Source organism: Shewanella sedimentimangrovi, from assembly GCF_017354965.1.
GTDB lineage: Bacteria > Pseudomonadota > Gammaproteobacteria > Enterobacterales > Shewanellaceae > Shewanella > Shewanella cyperi.
The window spans coordinates 4,221,232-4,242,357 of record NZ_CP071502.1 but is presented as its reverse complement, the minus strand read 5'-3'; the positions used below and the strand labels follow the sequence as shown (position 1 = coordinate 4,242,357).

At 52.9% G+C, this 21,126-nt stretch carries 21 protein-coding genes; 17 read left to right on the top strand and 4 right to left on the bottom strand.

Annotated features, from left to right (window positions below; all coding sequences use genetic code 11):
- Positions 1 to 440: 440 nt before the first annotated feature.
- The 5 genes from rpmH to mnmE all read left to right on the top strand — a co-directional run bounded on the left by rpmH (position 441) and on the right by mnmE (position 4,240).
- A complete protein-coding gene (gene rpmH / locus JYB85_RS18930; RefSeq protein ID WP_011758135.1) occupies positions 441 to 578 on the top strand; it encodes a 50S ribosomal protein L34 in 138 nt (45 codons plus the stop codon).
- Positions 579 to 596: 18 nt separating this feature from the next.
- Positions 597 to 953, top strand: coding sequence for a ribonuclease P protein component (gene rnpA / locus JYB85_RS18925; RefSeq protein ID WP_207321445.1), 357 nt, complete (start codon positions 597 to 599; stop codon positions 951 to 953).
- Positions 920 to 1,174, top strand: coding sequence for a membrane protein insertion efficiency factor YidD (yidD, locus tag JYB85_RS18920; protein WP_207380528.1), 255 nt, complete (start codon positions 920 to 922; stop codon positions 1,172 to 1,174). Before rnpA ends, yidD begins: the two co-directional genes overlap by 34 nt.
- A gap of 3 nt (positions 1,175 to 1,177) precedes the next feature.
- The gene (gene yidC / locus JYB85_RS18915; RefSeq protein ID WP_207380527.1) at positions 1,178 to 2,803 is read left to right on the top strand and encodes a membrane protein insertase YidC; all 1,626 of its coding nucleotides are present in this window, start codon (positions 1,178 to 1,180) and stop codon (positions 2,801 to 2,803) included.
- A gap of 75 nt (positions 2,804 to 2,878) precedes the next feature.
- Positions 2,879 to 4,240: a tRNA uridine-5-carboxymethylaminomethyl(34) synthesis GTPase MnmE gene (gene mnmE, locus JYB85_RS18910; RefSeq protein WP_207380526.1), complete on the top strand. Its 1,362-nt coding sequence runs from the start codon at positions 2,879 to 2,881 to the stop codon at positions 4,238 to 4,240.
- Positions 4,241 to 4,380: 140 nt separating this feature from the next.
- On the opposite strand, the gene JYB85_RS18905 is transcribed toward mnmE, so the two are convergent.
- From JYB85_RS18905 to JYB85_RS18895, 3 genes are all read right to left on the bottom strand, one after another.
- Entirely contained in the window at positions 4,381 to 5,352 is a 972-nt protein-coding gene (locus tag JYB85_RS18905) for an L-threonylcarbamoyladenylate synthase (protein WP_207380525.1), read from the bottom strand.
- 88 nt (positions 5,353 to 5,440) lie between these two features.
- A complete protein-coding gene (locus JYB85_RS18900; protein ID WP_207380524.1) occupies positions 5,441 to 7,885 on the bottom strand; it encodes a YbcC family protein in 2,445 nt (814 codons plus the stop codon).
- Entirely contained in the window at positions 7,882 to 9,417 is a 1,536-nt protein-coding gene (locus JYB85_RS18895; protein ID WP_207380523.1) for an NADH-quinone oxidoreductase subunit L, read from the bottom strand. Before JYB85_RS18895 ends, JYB85_RS18900 begins: the two co-directional genes overlap by 4 nt.
- Positions 9,418 to 9,532: 115 nt before the next feature.
- On the opposite strand from JYB85_RS18895, the gene JYB85_RS18890 reads away from it, so the two are divergent.
- Positions 9,533 to 10,435 carry a LysR family transcriptional regulator gene (locus tag JYB85_RS18890; RefSeq protein WP_207380522.1) on the top strand — a complete coding sequence of 301 codons (903 nt, stop codon included), beginning with the start codon at positions 9,533 to 9,535 and terminating at the stop codon, positions 10,433 to 10,435.
- 108 nt (positions 10,436 to 10,543) lie between these two features.
- Here JYB85_RS18890 and JYB85_RS18885 read toward each other — a convergent pair whose 3' ends face one another.
- On the bottom strand, positions 10,544 to 11,389 hold the full coding sequence (locus JYB85_RS18885; RefSeq protein ID WP_207380521.1) for an endonuclease/exonuclease/phosphatase family protein: 846 nt from the start codon (positions 11,387 to 11,389) through the stop codon (positions 10,544 to 10,546).
- A gap of 109 nt (positions 11,390 to 11,498) precedes the next feature.
- On the opposite strand from JYB85_RS18885, the gene mioC reads away from it, so the two are divergent.
- The 11 genes from mioC to atpA all read left to right on the top strand — a co-directional run bounded on the left by mioC (position 11,499) and on the right by atpA (position 21,113).
- Positions 11,499 to 11,939, top strand: coding sequence for an FMN-binding protein MioC (mioC, locus tag JYB85_RS18880; protein WP_207380520.1), 441 nt, complete (start codon positions 11,499 to 11,501; stop codon positions 11,937 to 11,939).
- A gap of 441 nt (positions 11,940 to 12,380) precedes the next feature.
- The gene (gene mnmG / locus JYB85_RS18875) at positions 12,381 to 14,270 is read left to right on the top strand and encodes a tRNA uridine-5-carboxymethylaminomethyl(34) synthesis enzyme MnmG (RefSeq protein ID WP_207325057.1); all 1,890 of its coding nucleotides are present in this window, start codon (positions 12,381 to 12,383) and stop codon (positions 14,268 to 14,270) included.
- Between the two features lie 100 nt (positions 14,271 to 14,370).
- On the top strand, positions 14,371 to 14,991 hold the full coding sequence (rsmG, locus tag JYB85_RS18870; protein ID WP_207325056.1) for a 16S rRNA (guanine(527)-N(7))-methyltransferase RsmG: 621 nt from the start codon (positions 14,371 to 14,373) through the stop codon (positions 14,989 to 14,991).
- Positions 14,992 to 15,088: 97 nt separating this feature from the next.
- A complete protein-coding gene (locus JYB85_RS18865; RefSeq protein ID WP_207321434.1) occupies positions 15,089 to 15,880 on the top strand; it encodes a ParA family protein in 792 nt (263 codons plus the stop codon).
- A gap of 9 nt (positions 15,881 to 15,889) precedes the next feature.
- On the top strand, positions 15,890 to 16,765 hold the full coding sequence (locus JYB85_RS18860; RefSeq protein ID WP_207380519.1) for a ParB/RepB/Spo0J family partition protein: 876 nt from the start codon (positions 15,890 to 15,892) through the stop codon (positions 16,763 to 16,765).
- 224 nt (positions 16,766 to 16,989) lie between these two features.
- Entirely contained in the window at positions 16,990 to 17,373 is a 384-nt protein-coding gene (locus JYB85_RS18855; protein ID WP_207321432.1) for an ATP synthase subunit I, read from the top strand.
- A gap of 12 nt (positions 17,374 to 17,385) precedes the next feature.
- On the top strand, positions 17,386 to 18,180 hold the full coding sequence (gene atpB / locus JYB85_RS18850) for a F0F1 ATP synthase subunit A (RefSeq protein WP_207380518.1): 795 nt from the start codon (positions 17,386 to 17,388) through the stop codon (positions 18,178 to 18,180).
- 67 nt (positions 18,181 to 18,247) lie between these two features.
- Positions 18,248 to 18,499 carry a F0F1 ATP synthase subunit C gene (gene atpE / locus JYB85_RS18845; RefSeq protein ID WP_011761755.1) on the top strand — a complete coding sequence of 84 codons (252 nt, stop codon included), beginning with the start codon at positions 18,248 to 18,250 and terminating at the stop codon, positions 18,497 to 18,499.
- A gap of 38 nt (positions 18,500 to 18,537) precedes the next feature.
- Entirely contained in the window at positions 18,538 to 19,008 is a 471-nt protein-coding gene (atpF, locus tag JYB85_RS18840; protein ID WP_207380517.1) for a F0F1 ATP synthase subunit B, read from the top strand.
- A 15-nt stretch (positions 19,009 to 19,023) separates the two neighbouring features.
- Positions 19,024 to 19,557, top strand: a complete 534-nt coding sequence (gene atpH, locus JYB85_RS18835) for a F0F1 ATP synthase subunit delta (RefSeq protein WP_207380516.1) — start codon at positions 19,024 to 19,026, stop codon at positions 19,555 to 19,557.
- Positions 19,558 to 19,571: 14 nt separating this feature from the next.
- The gene (gene atpA, locus JYB85_RS18830; RefSeq protein WP_207380515.1) at positions 19,572 to 21,113 is read left to right on the top strand and encodes a F0F1 ATP synthase subunit alpha; all 1,542 of its coding nucleotides are present in this window, start codon (positions 19,572 to 19,574) and stop codon (positions 21,111 to 21,113) included.
- Positions 21,114 to 21,126: the final 13 nt, after the last annotated feature.

Here is a 21,126-nt window from a genome sequence, read left to right as displayed (position 1 = left end):
TGTTATCCCCAAATAGATCGTCCAAAAGGACATGTATTCTATCGGGAGATCGCCCTGATCGCTATCCTTTAAATGGATTTATCCCCAGCGAGATCCCAAGACCTTAACCCAGGGGATCCGTCAAGATCGAAAAGGATCTTTTTTACGCCAATCCCGTGGAAATCTTGCTTTATAAAGCGATCCGGATTGATCTATAATGCGCGACCTTCGATCCGCTTGGCATTAACTGGATCCACCAGATATAGTGCCGATGCACAGACTTATCCACACTCTGTGGTGTTCTGAGCATAAGCAGTGGAAAGAAAACCGGGCTGAATTCCATTGTTGTAGGGCTTTGCTTCTTGACGGCAGACGCATCAGTGATTACAATTCGGCCTCTTTTTTGCCCTTGCCTCGATAACGAGACAAGGAATGTTCACTAACAAAGACGGATTGCCATCATGAGTAAACGTACTTTTCAACCTAGCAACCTGAAGCGCAAGCGTTCTCACGGCTTCCGCGCTCGTATGGCTACAGCAAACGGCCGTAAGGTACTGGCTCGTCGCCGTGCCAAAGGTCGCGCTCGTCTGTCTGCCTGATCCAGGGTCGACAACTAGGTGACTTGCTACACCTTTACGCGGGAGTTACGTTTGTTAACTCCCGCGCAATTTAAAGCTGTTTTTTCCAATCCCATCAAAGCGTCTTCAGCAGAAATTACCCTGCTTGCCATTCCCAATGGCACATCCCATCCCCGAATTGGACTGACCGTGGCCAAACGCTATGTAAAGCGCGCCCACGAACGCAATCGTATCAAACGTCTCATCAGAGAAAGCTTTCGTCTGAACCAGCATGAATTACCGCCGCTGGACATTGTCGTTTTGGTCAGAAATGGCGTGATGGAAATGGAAAATGCCGAACTCACGAGGCTGATAGAGAAGCTATGGCGCAAACTCAGTCGCCGTTACAATGGCTGACCATAGGCCTGGTCCGTGGTTATCAAATATTTATCAGCCCCTTGCTGGGCCCTAAGTGCCGCTTCCATCCCACCTGCTCCCACTATGCAATAGAAGCGATCCAGGTCCACGGAACGGTAAAAGGCTGTTGGTTTGCAGCCAAACGCATATTAAAATGTCACCCTTTACATCCCGGCGGGTCAGATCCCGTTCCCCCCAAAAAAGACAGGTGTAATAAATAGGCTATGGAATCTCAACGCAATATTTTGCTTGTAGGTCTGCTGTTTGTCAGCTTTTTGCTGTGGCAACAGTGGCAGGCTGACAAAGCCCCCAAACCGGTCACAACCGAAACAGTTGCGGCCTCAGTGCAGGAACAGTCAGTCAATACCGATGTTCCAACAGCCGACGCCGGTGTCCCCGCCGCAGTGGTCAACAACCAGACACTGATCAAGGTTAAGACCGATCAACTGGATGTGGCCATCAGCCCAATGGGTGGCGACATAGTGCATGCAGCCCTGATATCACACAAGTTGGAGCTGGATAAAGACGAGCCCTTTGTGTTGCTGGAGCAGCTGAAGGATTTCACCTATATCGCCCAGAGTGGTCTGATTGGTCGTGATGGTGTCGACAGTGCAGCCAAGGGCCGCGCCCAGTACAGCGCCTCTGCCAATGAATTTGTGCTGGCCGATGGTCAGGATACCCTGGAAGTGCCTCTGACCCTGACCAATGATCAGGGTGTAACGGTAACCAAGGTGTTTGTATTCCATCGTGGCAAGTTCGACATTGGTGTGGATTACCGCGTCAATAACCAATCTGCTGCGCCTTTGCAGTTACAGATGTACGGTCAGATTAAACAGACCATCAAGCCCACCGAAAGCAGCATGATGATGCCGACTTACCGTGGTGGCGCCTTCTCAACCGCCGATGTGCGTTATGAGAAGTACAATTTTGAAGACATGGCCAAGAAAGACCTGGACCAATCCACCCTGGGTGGTTGGGTTGCCATGCTGCAGCATTATTTCGTGTCTGCCTGGATCCCCAGCGCCAATGACAAGAACACCCTGTTCAGCTCCGTCAGCGCCGGTGGCCAGGCCAATATCGGCTTCAAGGGTGCGGTGCACGACATAGCACCGGGTGAATCCCAAACCATCAGCGCCCAGTTCTATGTGGGTCCGAAAGATCAGGCCGCCCTGTCTGAACTGTCAGAGAGCCTGAACCTGGTGGTGGATTATGGCTTCCTCTGGTGGCTGGCCGTGCCCATCTACAAGTTGCTGATGTTGTTCCAATCTTTGGTGAGCAATTGGGGTATTGCCATTATCCTGATCACCCTGACAGTACGTGGCCTGCTGTTCCCACTGACCAAGGCACAATACGTGTCCATGGCCAAGATGCGCAATCTGCAACCCAAGCTGGCAGATCTCAAGGAGCGCTTCGGAGATGACCGCCAGAAAATGGGTCAGGCCATGATGGAGCTGTACAAGAAGGAAAAGGTTAACCCCATGGGTGGCTGTCTGCCCATGCTGCTGCAAATGCCCATCTTCATCGCCCTGTACTGGGTACTGATGGAAAGCGTTGAGCTGCGTCATGCGCCCTTCATGCTGTGGATCCACGACCTGTCGGTGCAGGACCCTTACTATGTGCTGCCGCTGCTGATGGGTGTATCCATGTGGCTGATGCAGAAGATGCAACCAATGGCACCGACCATGGATCCCATGCAGCAAAAGATGATGCAATGGATGCCAGTGATATTCACCGTGTTCTTCCTCTGGTTCCCGGCCGGTCTGGTACTGTACTGGCTGGTGGGTAACCTGGTGGCCATCACCCAACAGAAGATTATTTATGCCGGTCTGGAGAAAAAGGGCTTAAAATAAGCGCATTTTCAGGCTAATGAATTCAAAGGCGGCCTGCGGGTCGCCTTTTTGTTTGAATTGCAAACGGAAACTGACGTGACAACTGACACTATTGTGGCCCAGGCCACAGCCCCGGGCCGAGGCGGCGTGGGCATCATCCGGATTTCGGGCAAACGGGCTGCCACTGTGGCCCAGGCTGTGCTGGGTCACCTGCCCATGACCCGTTACGCCGACTACTGCGATTTCAAGTCTGCCGACGGCACTGTGCTGGATCAGGGCATTGCCCTGTTCTTCAAGGGTCCCAACTCCTTCACCGGTGAAGACGTACTGGAATTGCAGGGCCACGGCGGCCAGGTGGTGCTGGATATGTTGATCCGCGCCGTACTTGCAGTGGAAGGCGTCCGCATCGCCCGTCCCGGTGAGTTCAGCGAACAGGCCTTTATGAATGACAAACTGGACCTGACCCAGGCCGAGGCTATTGCCGATCTTATCGACGCCACCAGCGAGCAGGCCGCCAAGAGCGCCCTGCAATCCCTGCAGGGCGAATTTTCCCGTGAGGTTCACGAGCTGGTGGACAAGGTCACCAACCTGCGTCTGTATGTGGAAGCCGCCATCGACTTTCCCGATGAAGAAGTGGACTTCCTTTCCGACGGCAAAATAGCGGCGGCCCTCTACGGCATCATAGCCAAGCTCGATGAAGTGCAAGCCAGCGCCAAGCAGGGTGCCATTATCCGCGAAGGCATGAAGGTGGTGATTGCCGGTCGTCCCAACGCCGGTAAATCCAGCCTGCTTAACGCTCTTGCCGGCAAGGAATCGGCCATAGTCACGGAAATCGCCGGCACCACCCGCGATGTGCTGCGCGAACATATACACCTCGATGGCATGCCGCTGCACATCATTGACACCGCCGGCCTTCGAGACACCACGGACACAGTGGAGCAGATAGGCATAGAGCGGGCCTGGAATGAAATAGCCAGCGCCGATCGGGTGCTGTTCATGGTCGATGGCACCACCACGGATGCCGTAGATCCCCACGATATCTGGCCTGACTTTATCGATCGTCTGCCAAAAGGACTCGGCGTCACTGTGGTGCGCAACAAGGCCGATCTCACCGGCGAAACGCTGGAAGTCACAGAGGAACAAGGCCATGCAGTGTATCGGATCTCGGCCAAAACCGGACTGGGGGTCGACAGTCTGAAGCAACACCTCAAGAGCCTGATGGGCTACCAGAGCAATCTCGAAGGTGGCTTTATCGCCCGCCGTCGCCACCTGGAAGCCCTGGCAATAGCCGCTGAACATCTGCAACAGGGCAAGGTACAACTGGAAGTCTTCCAGGCGGGAGAGCTGTTGGCCGAAGAACTGCGCATGACTCAGCAGGCGCTGTCTGAAATCACGGGTCAATTCACCTCTGACGACCTGCTGGGCAAGATTTTCAGCTCCTTCTGTATCGGCAAATGATTTGGGGCCGAGTAGCGCTTTGAATCAAACCTCTTTAAGTCCTCTCCCCGGATACCCCAACATTGGGCAAACCGGGTAGAGGACTTTATGGTTTTCAGGATTCGTTGCGGGCTTAGTTTGAGGGCTTAGGCTGCCGGCGCCTATTCGGCGGCGGCGCGACTCAACCTGTCCCAGATATCGGCCCATGAAGGCAATATTGGCGGCGCTTCAACCAAAAGCTTGTGAACTCCCTTGCCGTCCAGCGCATGGAGAGAGGCGTAAAGCGCCTGACGATAGCCTTGGTGATCGCAGGGCAGGATGAGGCGCTGCCGACAATTGATCCCCTGCAGAGAAGACGAATAAACCAGGGCGCCTGTCGTCTCTGGCTCAGCGGCCAGCGTCGCTGCAAACGTGGGGGTTGGGCATATAACCACTTTGGCATTTGGTTGATAATGCACTTTTTTATTACCGGATACCGCTTGGTGATGGCTTTGTGGCGTGATAACAGGTACCGGCAAATAGGGCTGTAAATCCTCGGCAGACAAGGGCCCGCTGCGCAAAATCTCCGCTTTATCCTCACCGACCCGCAAAATGGTTGACTCGGTACCGACGCCGCAGTTTCCGCCATCGAGTACCGCAGCTATCTTTCCATCAAGGCCACTCAGCACTTGCGCTGCGCTGGTAGGGCTGAGTTTTTGATATGGGTTTGCAGATGGCGCGGCAACGGCAATATCAAACTGCTGTAGCAATGACAACAACACCGGATGATCAGGCATTCTCACCCCTATGCTGGGCAGTCCGCCGGTTATCACATCGGAAACCGAAGGGTGACGTTCGAAGATCAGTGTCAGCGGCCCGGGCCAGAAAGCATCTGCTAGCGGCGAAACCCAATCAGGGATCTCCTTTACCCAAAGGGACAACTGGTCAATGCTGCCAATATGGGTAATCAGTGGATGATTTCTCGGCCTTTGTTTGGCAGCAAAAATCTTGGCGACGGCTTCTGGATTGCCGGCATCCGCGGCCAGCCCGTAAACGGTTTCTGTCGGTACAGCAACCAGTTCGCCGGCGGTTAACAGCTCTCCTGCACGTTGAAAATCTGCCGCAAGCAGCGCGTTAAGTATTTCGGTTTTCATGGATACACCAGGGGCAACAATAAGGGTCTAGTGCACCAGCCACTGTTGGCGCACGGCTTTGCTATTTAGACGGTGCTATGGGCTCTCTTTACGCGTCACTCCACAGCTTCCACGTGCCTCTTTCGAAAAAGGCGAGCTTTCCTTTGTCAAAACGTGCCAGATAAAGCCATTGGTTCTCGACCAAGCGTTGAACAATGGGGTGGGCGTTGATGACTGAGGTGATGGCCTGCTCTGGCGCATCGATAACCACGGTTAATCTGATGGGTTCATGACGCCAATTCCGGCCGTCATGCACAGATTGAAGCGCAAGACCTATCCGCAGATCGCCGCCATTGCCTTCAAAAACACCCAATCGGCCACCGACAACATTGTGCAGTGTTTTGTTACCTGCCCCGTAACGACGGTTATCCACAGTGGATGCGTAATACTGCATGTTAATCCAATTGGTCACGACCATAGGCGCAGTCATGATTTGCGCCAGCAGGCTTGCATCCGGATCGGCGTCACTCTGGTATTCGTGCAGGAAGGTGCGACCATCCAGCTTTATGCCACGGGTGCGTGCCCTTGGCGCTATGATAAAGGCGGCATTATTCGCCAGCCCCCACTCGGGACGAGTTTGTGCCCAATCATGAGTGCGGCGTTCCATACCTTTTTTAAGGGCATTCTGTCTGTTTACGGTTTGCAGCAGCCCCAGTTGCGGTGCACGTTCTGCCCGTGCCGCGCAGGAAGCAGCGTCCAGCGTGGCTTGCAGTGCCCTGAGTTGCTGTTGAAAGTCATCATCAAAAACCTCGGTATCGAACAGCGTCAAGGTATCCGAGGTGGTGTTATGAAGTGCTGCAACGAATTTCGTGTTATCAGGAACTTGAATGCCTCGCTGATGCAGACCTTGACGCACGGCGGGCTGATTCAGCAATTGTGCCAAAGCACGGGCATTCACCTCCCCTGTCTGGCCGCAACAGGCACCACAGTCCAACCCCGCACGCTGGGGGTTATTGGCATTCTCACTGCCGTGTCCAACCAGAAGTACCAGGGACGCGAGATCGCCTATCAGCCCCATGCCTTTCAGGACGCTTTCGGCAAGCATCACTTGTTGCTCGACGTCAGCCACAAGGGTCGGACGAAGCAGCTTGATGCCTGCACTGGATAATCCGGGTGCAGAGTCTGGTTTCCCGGCAACCGGCAGCGCGCGTTTGATCAGCTTGCCCACATACCCCAGCCCCAGCGCTTCCACCAGCGTAAAGGTCGAGGCCGGCATAGTGTTGAACAGCGACCAACCCGACTCCCGCTGCAATGCGTTTTGCCTTTTCCCGGCCAGCGAGTTGTCCAGTTCGCAGCAGCCTGCGCTGTCAGATACCGACAATACCGGCGCCAACAAGCCCGGGAGCTGAGGGCGTTTAATCTCGGTTCCAATTGGCGTGTAACTGACGGGGAGGCCAAAAAAACCCGCAAAACCGAGGGTTTTGATGTCGTCTGACTGGGCTTCAAGGTGGCGTCGGATAACTTCGGAGCGGACATCAATACAAAATACGGCCTGGACCTTGTATGACCCGTTGGCTGGCGTGACAGGCTGTGACAGTCTTTTGCTCAACTGACGCTGGTAACTGATTTCATGGGCACGCTGCCAGATAAGCCCGGCGTGTGTGAGCTCTGGATTGTATTGCTGTAAGTGTTGCTGCCATTGCTGCTGCCAACGTTGCCACACCGAGCCTGAATGACGGGCCTTGTCATCCACCAGACATTCCCAGCTCAAGCGGATAGCCAGCAAATCGATCAGGGTGTCATCCTCCTTATGTGACAGGGCCGCCTGCCATTTTTGATAAGCACACCACGCCGCCCAACCACTCACGCGATAGATCACCGCCTGCAGATAGTCTTGCCACTGCCCGGGCGCAATATTCAGCTGAGTAAGGGCCTGCCGGATTTGTGCTTTGGGCGTTGAAGCCATTTCAGCCGCCAAGGCAGGAATGTGGGGCGCTTTCATCAGCAAGGCTACGCTGTGATCATGGCGCAGGGTGTCACGCCAGCTTTGGTAAAGCCCTATATCACTACATGGGTGCCAATCGGCCTGATCCTGATCGAAATAAGCAGCACAAAATTGGGCAACCTGATGGGTGATGGTATCGCACCAGGCCGGCTCTTTGTGGAGGTTGCGTTGGCTGTCCAGGGTGTCGCACAACAAAGGTGGTGGCACCGGGGCCCCATCTTCGGCATTCAAGGCCGATATTGCAGCTTGTAGATCCCAATTCCCGAGGGGGAAATGGGATGCCAATGCCTGTGTCAAATCCTGATGGCAAATAGTGCCGTTTTCCCAATGCTTACGATAGTAGTCCAGTGGCATCGCCATGGGCGAACCGGCCAATCGCGCGAGGTGATGGGCGACCTCGTTGAAGGGTTTACCAACCCATGACCAGTAAGGGTTAACCGCAATCATTCGATCCAGCGGCCAATTGGGTGCAATGCTGTCGCAGGCGGCTTGGATGGCAGCCTCCAATAGGAGACTTGTATTGTTTTCGTCGCAAAGCAGGGCTGTCATGCGGATTCTCCAAAGGTTACTTTTTTCCGGTTAACCTGAGTTTGTGCCTGTTCGGTGCTCAGTCTCGCCGGCCAAACTTTGAATGTGAGGCGGGTGAAGGTCTCGTCCAGATAAAAACCGTTGTACGCCCATGGATAGAGGCGTTTAACCACCTTGGAGTGGGGATAGCGACGTATCACCACCTGGCCTATATAAAGCAAGGTAAAAGCCACGCAGACGAAGAAGAGCAACGCCGGATGTGTTGGCGCGGCTGCTGGCGCAATTTGCGCAAACGCGGCATGCCACACCAGATACAAGTGCAATAAGAAGCAAATCCGGATAGCGCCCAGTGCCAGCTGAGGCAGTGATGTGCCGTCATAACGCCAGAGCAAGGGCGACAATCCGAATATCAAAATGACGCCGGCAGATACAGGCAGCGAGAGTGCCGGTAACCACTGCTGCCAAAGCAGCAATATGACCGACACCAAAACAACCGAAAGCAGCAGGGCGACAAAAGTGCCTTTAATGCTGCCAATCTGCGGCAGATAATCTTTGCTTACCGTGTGTTCCACAGCATCGCCGGCGGACAGAAAGCAGTAGGCCTTATAAACTGAGTGCGCGACCAGATGAAGCAGCGCCAGTTCATACAAGCCAAGACCAATCTCCATCAACATAAAACCCATTTGCGCGCAGGTTGACCATGCCAAACGAACCTTGATACTGATCCGAGTCATCATGACCCAAGCAGCAAGCAAGGCCGTCATACTGCCAACAACGACCAGTGTGGTTTGTGCCAGCGGAGCCAGATTTATCAGGGCAGCGAGAGAAATCAGCACGAAACCGCCCATGTTTACTATGCCGGCATGGAGCAGCGCCGACACTGGGGTCGGGGCTTCCATCACCTGGATAAGCCAGCCATGCAGCGGTAATTGCGCGGTTTTGAGGATAGCAGCCAGTGCAAACAAGAAGGCCGCCAGGCTCAATGCGGGAGAGAGTGTTGTCATCTCAGTCAGCTGCTGGTTGATGCCCGGCAGGGAGAAGGTCCCTAGCGACCGGTAGATCAGGAACAGGGCGACAATCAGACACACATCCGCCATGCGGCTGACGATAAACTTCTTGTGTGCGACGATTTCAGCCGCTTTGCGATCTTGATAATGGGTGAGCAACACATGCAAACCCAAACTGCTTGCACTCCACGCCAGCGCCATCAGCAAAAGATTGTCGCTTTGCACCAGCAATGCGACAGAAAAAAGGGTGAATAACATGGCACGGACAAAACGGGGCTGACCAGAGTCACCCTCAAGATAACGGGAGGCAAAATCGACTATCACCCAGCCGAGCAATGCCACCAGTAACCCCATCACAATGGCCAGGGCCGATGGCAAGACAGGTGTTGTCATCCCTAATATTAACGGTGAGAGAACACTGACGAGCAAGGCCATGCGCGTGGCAGTGCGGGCAACCAGCCAATGATGATCTTTGGTCAACAGACTGACCAAAAAACCACCGCCGTAAACAGTGGCAAACAAATAGTCATGCAAGGTTAAAAACATCAAAGCATCCCTTTCTACAACGCGTGCTACTTCGGGAGCCTATTGTTGCTGCAGCATGAAACAGATGTAAAATATATATATACTTACAAAACGTTCTTTATATATGAACAATCACATGAGAAACCTTAATTTTCATCATCTCCACTATTTCTGGACCGTGGCCAAAGAAGGGCATTTGACCCGTGCCGCGCAAAAACTCAATGTGTCCCAATCGGCGTTATCGTCTCAGATAAAGCAGTTGGAAGGACGGCTCGGACACGATCTGTTCCACCGCCAGGGACGTGCGCTGTCGCTGACGGATGTAGGCCATTTGGTGCTTGAATACGCCGAAAGCATTTTCAACCTGAGCAATGAGTTACTTTCCATGATGGAAAGTGGCGAGCAAAGGGTGCAGCAATTACGGATTGGCGCAGTGGCAACACTTTCCCGCAACTTCCAGGAAAACTTTCTGCGGCCGGTGATAGGACTGGATAAAGTGAAGCTGGCGCTGAAATCGTCCAATTTTGATGACCTGCTGGAGCAGCTGCGGGTACACAAATTGGATCTGATCCTCTCCAACCGTCCCGTCGCATCGGATTCCACCACCCCCTGGCGCTGCAAGCTGATCGCGCAGCAAGGTGTATTTTTGGTCGGCCCCAACGACAGCGAATTTGCAACCCTGCGTTTTCCGCAGGATCTGACCCGGGTAAAGCTCCTGTTACCCGGCCCCGACAGCGATATTCGCACTCAATTTGATCTGTATTGCGAGCAGCATGGGCTGTCCGTAACTCCCTATGCGGAAGTGGATGATATGGCCATGCTGCGACTGCTTGCCCGAGACGCAGGCGCAGTGGCTGTGGTGCCTGAGGTGGTGGTTCAGGATGAGATTCAGGCCGGTATTCTGAAAAATTACGCCGCTCTGGATTCGGTCACCGAGAGCTTTTATGCCATTACCGCCAAAAGGCATGTGGACTTGCCGATCCTCAAAAGTTTGTTGAACTCTGATGCTATTGTTCCGGACAGCGCGGCAAGGGAATAAAAACACCATACGAACGGCCCTTCACAACCCTGTACCTGTAAACCCAAACCCTGAAGTTGGTCATGCAAGGCCATGAAGCAAAGACAGAAAAGCTTAGAAAGGTGGGCTTCAATCGGATTCAGTGATCAGGCTGAAGGTCGCCAATAAAGGCGCATGATCTGACCAGGTGCTTGGCGGGGCATAAGCTCTTTCCAGGTGCAGATCGCGGTAAAACAGATGATCCAGCGGGGTATTGAAACCCAATACCCTGTTATCCGGGTTGAAACTCAATTCCTTGAGCCCAAGAGCAGCCATGGTTTGCCTGAGCCAGGCACTGCGGCGATCGCCCCAGGAATTGAAATCTCCGGCGAAGATCAGCGGCCCCTGATGTTCGGCACTTGCGCTGATCAGTTCTTCAATCTGTGCCTGCCAGGCCGCTAACCCAAAATCAAAATTGATGCCGTGAAGATTGAGCGCCAGCAATTCCTGTCCATTGGATAAGGGATAAAGGCTCAACAGCGCCGACTTGGGTATCCTAATCCAGGGTTCGGTAGCCAGCCAGCCGCAAACCACAGATGTCTTGCTGCGAGCGGCACTCATTACCCCAAAACCCTGACCCCGCAACTTAAAAGCAACCATGTACTGCCAGGTATAATGTTGATCTTCAAGCGCCGACAACAGTACGGGTTCGGCCCGAACTTCCTGCAACAACAGCAGATCCGCCTTTGGCTCTGGGTCAAACCACAAGGCCCCGGGCCAGGCGCCATCCTGCTGTTTATGGATATTCCACACCAGCAGGGACAACTGCCCTCGCCTGTCGAGGCTGCCTTTTGCAGAACCGGCCCTGATGCAATTGCCCTGCTCTTCATCCCAGTTAAAGGATGTCCGCGGCAAGGATTCGCCGGCAATTTCGGGTCTCAGCAAGGCGAGCATGGTTACCATTGCCAACAGAATGATTGCAATCCAGCGTTTCACCCAGCCCTCCCGCTAATAGGCATTTACTTGATGCTAGCACAACAGTGACAACGGCGAATTCGCGGCCAAATTGGGCTAATATGGGGCACTTTCTATTGAGGAACTGATGATGGCGAAAATTGAAGTACTGGTAGGCACCACCCTGGGTGGCAGTGAATACGTGGCCGATGAATTGATGGCCAAACTGACGGAGGCCGGCCACCAATGCCAAACTTATCTGGATCCGGATCTGGCGTCACTGGATGAACAGGCCCTGTGGCTGATCGTTTCCAGCACTCACGGTGCCGGCGATCTGCCCGATAATTTGCAGCCTTTTGCCAAACAACTGCTGTTGGCCATGCCGGATCTGGGCAAGGTTCGCTTTGCCTTGTGTGCCATAGGTGACTCAAGTTACGACACCTTTTGTCAGGGACCTGAGCAGCTGATCGATCTATTAACCGATGCCGGTGCCAGACCCTTTGTGGATAAGATCCGCATTGATGTACAAAGCGATCCTGTGCCCGAAGAGCCTGCGCTGGCCTGGTTGGATGGCTGGCTGGCAAAACTTTGAGATCCATGGGTGGATCTTATTCCACCTTACTCACAGTTAGGATCCACAATATCCACATTTTAGATTTTTAAATGATAAGTTTGTGGATAAACTATTATTTTGATCTGATCATCTTTTGCATTACTCACAACTCGATCCGTACAAAGATCCCCCTTGTGGATAAAATGGCGATCTACCCACACCTTCACGGACGTTAGATCGCCAACAGATCACAGGATCGAGATCGTGCTAGTTATTGTTTTATCTATATAAAAACAGTTACACACAAGAGATCGCGATCCTAATAGTAAGAGATAATAAAGAGATCTATATAAAGATCTTAAGATCTATTTAGCGATCCCCTGCGGATCAGACAAGCCAAATAGATCGTTCACCTCTCCAGCTGCTAATGCTAAAATGTCCGGCTGGTAATCGATTCCATTTTCCCTGATAGGTAGCTCCATGCATTTTCATGAAAGGTTTGATGTCATTGTGGTCGGTGGCGGGCATGCCGGTACAGAAGCCGCATTAGCCGCAGCACGCATGGGCTGCAAGACGCTGTTACTCACCCATAACGTGGATACCTTGGGACAAATGTCCTGTAACCCGGCCATCGGCGGTATAGGTAAAGGGCATCTGGTGAAAGAGATTGATGCCCTGGGTGGCGCCATGGCAATTGCCACCGATTTCGCCGGGATCCAGTTCCGTACCCTCAACTCCAGCAAGGGCCCAGCTGTCAGGGCAACCCGAGCCCAAGCCGACAGGGCACTGTACCGGCAGAAGATCCAACAAATACTGCAAAACCAGCCTAATTTGCGTATTTTCCAGCAGGCCGTGGATGACATAGTGGTTGAAAATGACCGTGTGGTTGGGGCTGTAACCCAGATGGGACTGGCCTTTGAGGCACCGACAGTGGTGTTGACTGCCGGCACCTTTTTGAGCGGCAAGATCCACATTGGTTTGCAAAATTACAGCGGTGGTCGTGCCGGCGATCCGCCATCGATCGCCCTGGCGGATCGTTTGCGTGAATTGCCCATACGTATCGGCAGATTGAAAACCGGGACTCCCCCCAGAATTGATGCCAATACCATAGATTTTTCAAAGATGACCGAGCAGAAGGGCGATGATCCTCTGCCGGTAATGTCTTTCATCGGTGATGTGAGCCAGCACCCCAGGCAGATATCCTGCTTTATCACCCACACCAATGAGCAAACCCACGAGATTATTCGTGGCGGTTTGGACAGAAGCCCAATGTATTCCGGCGTTATCGAAGGTGTGGGTCCAAGGTATTGCCCTTCCATTGAAGACAAGATCCACAGGTTTGCCGACAAGAGCTCCCATCAGATCTTTATCGAGCCAGAGGGCCTGAACACCAACGAGATCTACCCCAACGGCATTTCCACCAGTTTGCCTTTCGATGTGCAGCTGAATCTGGTGCGTTCCATTCAAGGGATGGAACATGCGGAGATCATTCGCCCCGGCTACGCCATTGAGTATGATTATTTTGATCCGCGCGATCTTAAAAACTCATTGGAAACCAAGAATATTTCCGGCTTGTTCTTCGCGGGACAAATCAACGGCACCACGGGTTACGAAGAAGCCGGTGCCCAGGGGCTGCTCGCCGGTTTGAACGCCGCATTGCAGGTTCAAGGTAAAGACGCCTGGGCTCCCCGCCGTGATCAGGCTTATCTGGGGGTGCTGGTGGACGACCTGTCGACCCTGGGCACCAAGGAACCCTACCGCATGTTCACCAGCCGTGCCGAATACCGGCTGCTGCTGCGTGAGGACAATGCCGATCTGCGCTTGACCGAGAAGGGCCGTGAGCTGGGGCTGGTGGATGATTACCGCTGGGCCAGATTCAATGAAAAGCGTGAAGCCATTGAAACCGAGCTGCAACGGCTGCGCAGTCAGTGGATCCACGTGAATTCACCGCTGGTGAATGCCCTGAATCCGCATCTCAATACGCCTATATCCAGGGAGGCGTCCTTTGAAGATCTGCTGCGCCGTCCCGAAATGGATTACGACAAGCTGATGGCTATCGAAGGATTTGGTCCGGGATTGGCGGATCCGCTGGCGGCCGAACAGGTACAGATCCAGGTCAAATATGCCGGCTATATCCAGCGTCAGCAGGATGAAATTGCCAAGGCAGAACGCAATGAAAATACCGGATTGCCGCTGGAACTGGACTACAAGGAAGTTCCCGGCCTGTCCAACGAGGTGATCGCCAAGCTCAATGCCCACAAGCCGGAAACCATAGGTCAGGCATCGCGGATCTCCGGGGTGACACCGGCCGCCATATCGATCCTGCTGGTGCACCTGAAAAAACGCGGTTTGCTGCGTAAGAGCGCCTGAGCGCCGCACCATGGAACTGAGGGAAGCATTGAGGCTTCCCTTAGTCTTTAGCGGGCTTCATAATAGCCCCCATCCTGATTTTCCCTTGGAGTGACCGTCTGTGTTATCGGAAATATTGGCCTCGGGCCTGAAGCAGGCAGGCCTGCAGGCCAGTGCTGAACAACAACAAAAATTGTTGGATTTTGTTGGCATGCTGCACAAGTGGAACAAGGCCTATAACCTGACCTCGGTCAGGGATCCGCAACAGATGCTGGTGCGCCATGTGCTCGACAGTCTGGTGGTTTCGCCCCATTTGCAGGGTGAACGCTTTATCGATGTGGGAACCGGTCCAGGTTTACCCGGGATCCCGCTGGCGATACTGAATCCGGACAAGCAGTTTGTGCTGCTCGACAGTCTGGGCAAGCGCATTCGCTTCCAGAAGCAGGTGGCTTTTGAGCTCGGCATAAACAACATCAGCTCGGTGGAAAGCCGGGTGGAGCTGTATCAGCCGGAACAGGGTTTTGATGGCGTGCTCAGCCGGGCCTTTGCCGCTGTGGCTGACATGCTCAGCTGGTGTGCTCATCTGCCAAACGAGGGTGGCTGTTTTTATGCCCTCAAGGGGCAATTGGCAGAAGACGAAATGCAGGCCATACCCGAGGGGTTCAAGTTATTGGAATGCATTGAACTTCAGGTTCCGGGGTTGGATGAGCAGCGTCATCTGTTGAAATTGACCAAGGTCTGAACCCGGGTGTACCGAGTTGCAATTCGGTCTGACATCAAGCAACTTGTGACAGGCACTGGCCGCTGAAGCAGCAACATTACAACAACAGGACGAGATTGTGGGTAAAGTGATTGCAGTCGCCAACCAAAAAGGTGGCGTTGGAAAAACAACAACTTGTATCAATTTGGCGGCCTCTCTGGCAGCGACAAAACGCAAGGTATTGCTGATAGATCTCGATCCCCAGGGCAATGCCACCATGGGCAGCGGCATAGACAAGTACGATGCCGAGAGCACGGCCTATGAGCTGCTGGTGGAGGAAAAGCCCTTTGCCGAGGTGGTGATCCGTGACACCGCCGGCAAGTACGATCTGATCGCCGGTAACGGTGATGTGACCGCAGCCGAAATCAAGTTGATGGAGTTTTTCGCCCGTGAAGTTCGCCTGCGCAATGCCATAGCGCCGATCCGCGATCAGTACGATTACATCTTTATCGATTGCCCGCCGTCCCTGAACATGTTGACTGTGAATGCCATGTCGGCTGCGGATTCGGTGCTGGTGCCAATGCAGTGTGAATACTTTGCCCTTGAGGGACTGACCGCCCTGATAGATACCATAGGCAAGTTGGGCGCCATGGTGAATCCGGGACTTGGCATCGAGGGAATTTTGCGTACCATGTACGATCCTCGCAATCGATTGGCTAATGATGTGTCCGATCAGCTTAAGCAGCATTTTGGCGAGAAGGTGTATCGCACTGTGATCCCCCGTAATATTCGCCTGGCAGAAGCCCCCAGCTTTGGTGCCCCGGCCATGTATTACGATAAATCCAGTGCCGGCGCCAAAGCATATCTGGCGTTGGCGGGAGAAATCATCCGCCGCGCCGAGCAACACGTGAGTCAGGCAAAACAGGCGTAAGGATTAACAATGACAGTTAAAAAACGGGGTTTGGGCAAGGGACTGGAGGCGCTGCTCAGCACCAGCCATGCCGCGAGCAAGCGACTGGATCAGCTGGAAAGCCGCCCTGAACAGGAAGAGCTTATCCATCTGGATCTGGACCTGTTGCAGCCCGGCAAATATCAGCCCCGTAAAGACATGTCGCCCGAAGCCCTGGAAGAGTTGGCCGAATCCATCCGCGCCCAGGGCATCATTCAGCCCATAGTGGTGCGCAAGGTTTCCGACACCAAGTATGAGATCATTGCCGGTGAACGTCGCTGGCGCGCATCGCAGTTGGCGCGTCTCGACAAGGTCCCCTGTCTGGTAAAACAGGTACCGGACGAATCAGCGGTAGCCATAGCCCTGATTGAAAACATTCAGCGCGAAGACCTCAATGCCATGGAAGAGGCGATTGCCCTCAACCGTTTGATTGAAGAATTTGAACTGACTCACCAACAAATTGCCGATGCCGTGGGGAAATCCCGGGCGACGGTATCCAACCTCCTCCGGCTCAACAGTCTCAACGAGCCGGTCAAACGCTTGCTGGAGTATGGCGACATCGACATGGGCCACGCCCGTGCCCTGCTGGCTATCGAAGGCGAAGAGCAAACCAACCTGGCCCGTTATGTGGCCGCCAAGGAATTAACCGTTCGGGAAACTGAACGATTGATTAATAGGACCTTAAATCCCCCCAAAGAGCCTGAAAAGCAGGTAAAAGATCACGATGTTGAGCGTCTGGAGCGTGAGTTGATTGAAAGACTCGGCGCTAAAGTGGCCATAGCTCACGGTGCCAAAGGAAAGGGCAAGATTGTAATTAATTACCAAAATCTCGCTGAATTGGACGGTATTCTTAGTAGAATTCGCTGATTTAATCCGGTTAATGGATTTTCGTGTAAATTAGTAACAAATGTTAATCTTAACTTTTTAGTCTTTTGGTCGAAGATGCTGTTAAAAGTCACGATTTTCAGTATCCCAAAGTTGCAATGAAGGCCTGAACGGGTATACTTTCGCAAGCTTTTTGTACCTTGAGTTTGTTCGGGCATTTGTTGTCCGGTCATCGAAACAAAAAGTCCTTATGCGGAGAAGACGAATTGAGTAAGGTTTTAGCACGTCGTGGCCGGTGGTCTGCCTATAAATTGGTGATGATGCAGGCGGCGGTGGCTGGGGGTGCTTCAGTTCTCTTTTTCGCCGTGTGGGGAGCGCAGTATGGCTATTCTGCTTTGGCAGGGGCGGTCATTGCAGTGCTCCCTAATTTTGTATTCGCAACCCTCGCTTTTTCCCACTCGGGAGCAAGTTCAGCAGGAAAGGTTCTCAAGACCTTTTACTGGGGGGAAGCGGTAAAGTTGCTGTTAACCATTGCCTTGTTTTCTCTGGTGTTTATCAATCTTAAAGTCGTCTTTATGCCGCTTTTTGTTTGCTATGCACTGGGCCTGCTTGCGCATTGGACAGCGCCTTTATACTTCAAGCAAAGTTAAGTGGGATGAATCATGGCTGCACCTGGTGAAGCGTTAACACCGCAGGGCTATATCCAGCATCACCTTACCAACCTCACGGCTGGTGAAGGGTTCTGGACATGGCATATTGATTCGTTGCTCTTTTCGGTAGGTCTTGGTCTGTTGGTTCTGGGGATTTTCCGCAGCGTTGGCAAAAAGGCGACCACTGGCGTTCCCGGTAAGCTGCAATGCTTTATCGAGATGCTCGTCGAGTTCGTTGATACCAGCGTGAAAGAAACATTCCACGGTCGCAATGCCCTGATCGCTCCTCTTGCTCTGACCATTTTCGTTTGGGTATTCATGATGAACTTCATGGACATGGTGCCGGTTGACTGGCTGCCACACACCGCTGCTCTGCTGGGTGTGCCTTACCTGAAAGTGGTTCCGACAACTGACCTGAACATCACCTTCAGCCTCGCGCTGGGTGTGTTTGTGCTGATTATTTTCTACAGCATCAAGGTCAAGGGCGTGTCTGGTTTTGTGAAGGAACTGACGCTACAGCCGTTTAACCACTGGGCAATGATACCCGTCAACCTCCTGCTCGAGTCAGTTACCCTGATCGCCAAGCCAATTTCATTGGCTCTGCGTCTATTCGGTAACCTGTATGCGGGTGAGTTGATCTTCATCCTTATTGCGCTGATGTATGGTGCCAACTGGGCGATAGCCTCCCTGGGTGTGACCCTGCACTTGGGCTGGTTGATCTTCCATATTCTGGTAATCACACTGCAAGCGTTTATCTTCATGATGCTGACAATCGTATATCTCAGCATGGCCCATGAAGATCATTAAGGATTGCTGAAGAAATTTTTTTAAACTAAATCATCAACTAATTTAGATTTAGATACTGGAGATACAGATGGAAACTATTCTGGGCTTTACTGCAATCGCTGTTGCTCTGCTGATTGGTATGGGTGCACTGGGTACCGCTATCGGTTTCGGTCTTTTGGGTGGCAAGTTCCTGGAAGGCGCTGCGCGTCAACCAGAAATGGCTCCTATGCTGCAAGTTAAAATGTTCATCGTTGCCGGTCTGCTCGACGCCGTAACCATGATTGGTGTAGGTATTGCACTGTACATGCTGTTCACCAACCCACTGGGTGCAATGCTGTAATCAACCGCTTCTGTCTTAACTCTAAATAGGAGGCTGTTGTGAATATCAACGCTACCCTACTCGGTCAGACGGTCGCCTTTATTATCTTCGTGTGGTTCTGCATGAAGTATGTATGGCCGCCTTTGATGAATGCCATCGAAGAGCGCCAGAAAAGGATTGCTGACGGGCTTGCACATGCAGACCGCGCAGCAAAAGACCTGGAGTTGGCTCAGGCGAAAGCAACTGAACAACTGAAAGAAGCTAAGGCTACAGCTAACGAAATCATTGAGTCTGCCAACAAGCGCAAGTCTCAAATCGTTGAAGAAGCAAAAGCCGAAGCAGACGCTGAGCGTGCAAAAATCATCGCTCAGGGTAAAGCAGAAATTGAAGCTGAACGTAATCGCGTGAAAGAGGAACTGCGTAAGCAGGTCGCGGCTCTTGCCCTTGCCGGTGCCGAGAAGATCCTTGAGCGTTCGATTGATGAAGCCGCACACAGTGACATAGTTGCGAAGCTTGTCGCTGAAATTTGATAAGGGAGTGGAGTTATGGCTGAGTTAACCACCATTGCTCGTCCTTACGCAAAGGCAGCTTTTGACTTTGCCATTGAAAAACAAGCCGTGGACAGCTGGGCAGAAATGCTGAGCTTCGCCGCACTGGTCAGTGAAAACGACACCATGCGCCCACTGCTCGCTGGCTCTTTGGCCAGCACTAAACTCGCCAAACTCTTTATCGATGTTTGTGGTGAGCAAATCAATGAGCACGGTCAAAACCTTATCAAGGTAATGGCTGAAAACGGTCGCTTGGAGGTACTGCCTGCTGTATCTCAGCTTTTCGCTGAGTACCGCAATGAGTGGGCGAAGGAAGTTGAGGCCGACGTGGTTTCCGCATCCGAGCTGAGCTCTGAGCAACAACAGCAGATTAGTGTTTCTCTTGAGAAACGTCTCGCACGCAAAGTTAAGCTGAATTGCAGCATCGATGCCGGCCTGATCGCCGGTGTAATTATCAAGGCTGGTGATCTGGTCATCGACGGCTCTGTCCGCGGTAAACTAACCCGCCTGTCTGATAAGCTGCAGTCGTAATTGGGAGTTTGAGCATGCAACTGAATTCCACTGAAATCAGCGATCTGATTAAGCAGCGGATCGAGCAGTTCGACATCGTCAGTGAAGCCCGTAACGAAGGTACTATCGTTGCGGTAAGTGACGGCATCATCCGTATCCACGGCCTGGCCGATGTGATGCAAGGTGAAATGATCGAACTGCCTGGCAACCGTTTTGCAATCGCGTTGAACCTTGAACGTGATTCTGTCGGTGCTGTAGTAATGGGTCCTTATGCCGATCTGGCTGAGGGCGTAAAAGTTAAAACCACAGGCCGTATTCTGGAAGTGCCTGTTGGTCGTGGTCTGCTGGGTCGCGTTGTTAACACTCTGGGTGAGCCAATCGACGGCAAGGGCCCCATCGACAACGATGGTTTCGCTCCTGTTGAAGTGATTGCACCAGGCGTTATTGAGCGTAAGTCAGTATCGCAGCCAGTACAGACTGGTTATAAAGCGGTAGACTCTATGATCCCTATCGGCCGTGGCCAGCGTGAGCTGATCATCGGTGACCGTCAGACCGGTAAAACTGCGATGGCTATCGACGCCATCATCAACCAGAAAGATTCCGGCATCAAGTGTGTGTACGTGGCTGTGGGCCAGAAGGCTTCTACCATCGCCAACGTAGTGCGCAAGCTGGAAGAGCACGGTGCTCTGGCCAACACCATTGTTGTAGTTGCAACCGCTTCTGAAGCTGCTGCTCTGCAATACCTGGCGCCATACTCTGGTTGTACCATGGGTGAATACTTCCGCGACCGCGGTGAAGATGCTCTGATTGTATACGATGACCTGTCCAAGCAAGCAGTTGCTTACCGTCAGATCTCGTTGCTGCTGAAGCGTCCACCAGGACGTGAAGCTTACCCAGGTGACGTATTCTATTTGCACTCTCGTCTGCTGGAACGTGCTTCCCGCGTGAACGAAGAGTACGTTGAGAAGTTCACCAAGGGTGCCGTGACTGGCAAGACTGGTTCTTTGACCGCTCTGCCTATCATCGAAACCCAAGCCGGTGACGTATCTGCGTTCGTACCGACCAACGTAATTTCTATTACCGACGGTCAGATCTTCCTGGAAACCAACCTGTTCAACTCTGGCCTGCGTCCAGCGGTTAACCCAGGTATTTCGGTATCCCGTGTGGGTGGTGCAGCTCAGACCAAGATCATCAAGAAACTGTCCGGTGGTATCCGTACCGCACTGGCACAGTATCGTGAGCTTGCTGCGTTCTCTCAGTTTGCATCTGATCTGGATGATGCAACCCGTGCCCAGCTGGAGCACGGTGAGCGAGTAACCGAGCTGATGAAGCAAAAGCAATATGCTCCTATGAGCGTAGCTGCCCAGTCTGTGTCTATCTTCGCAGCTGAAAAAGGCTACCTGAAGGGCATTGAGCTGAAGAAGATCGGTGACTTCGAAGCCGCTCTGCTCTCGTTCATGAACTCCGAGCATGCCAACCTGATGAAGCTCATCAACGATACCGGTGACTACAATGCCGAGATCGAAGCTGAACTGAAGGCTGGCCTCGACAAGTTCGTGGCAACCCAAACCTGGTAAAAATCATCGAGGT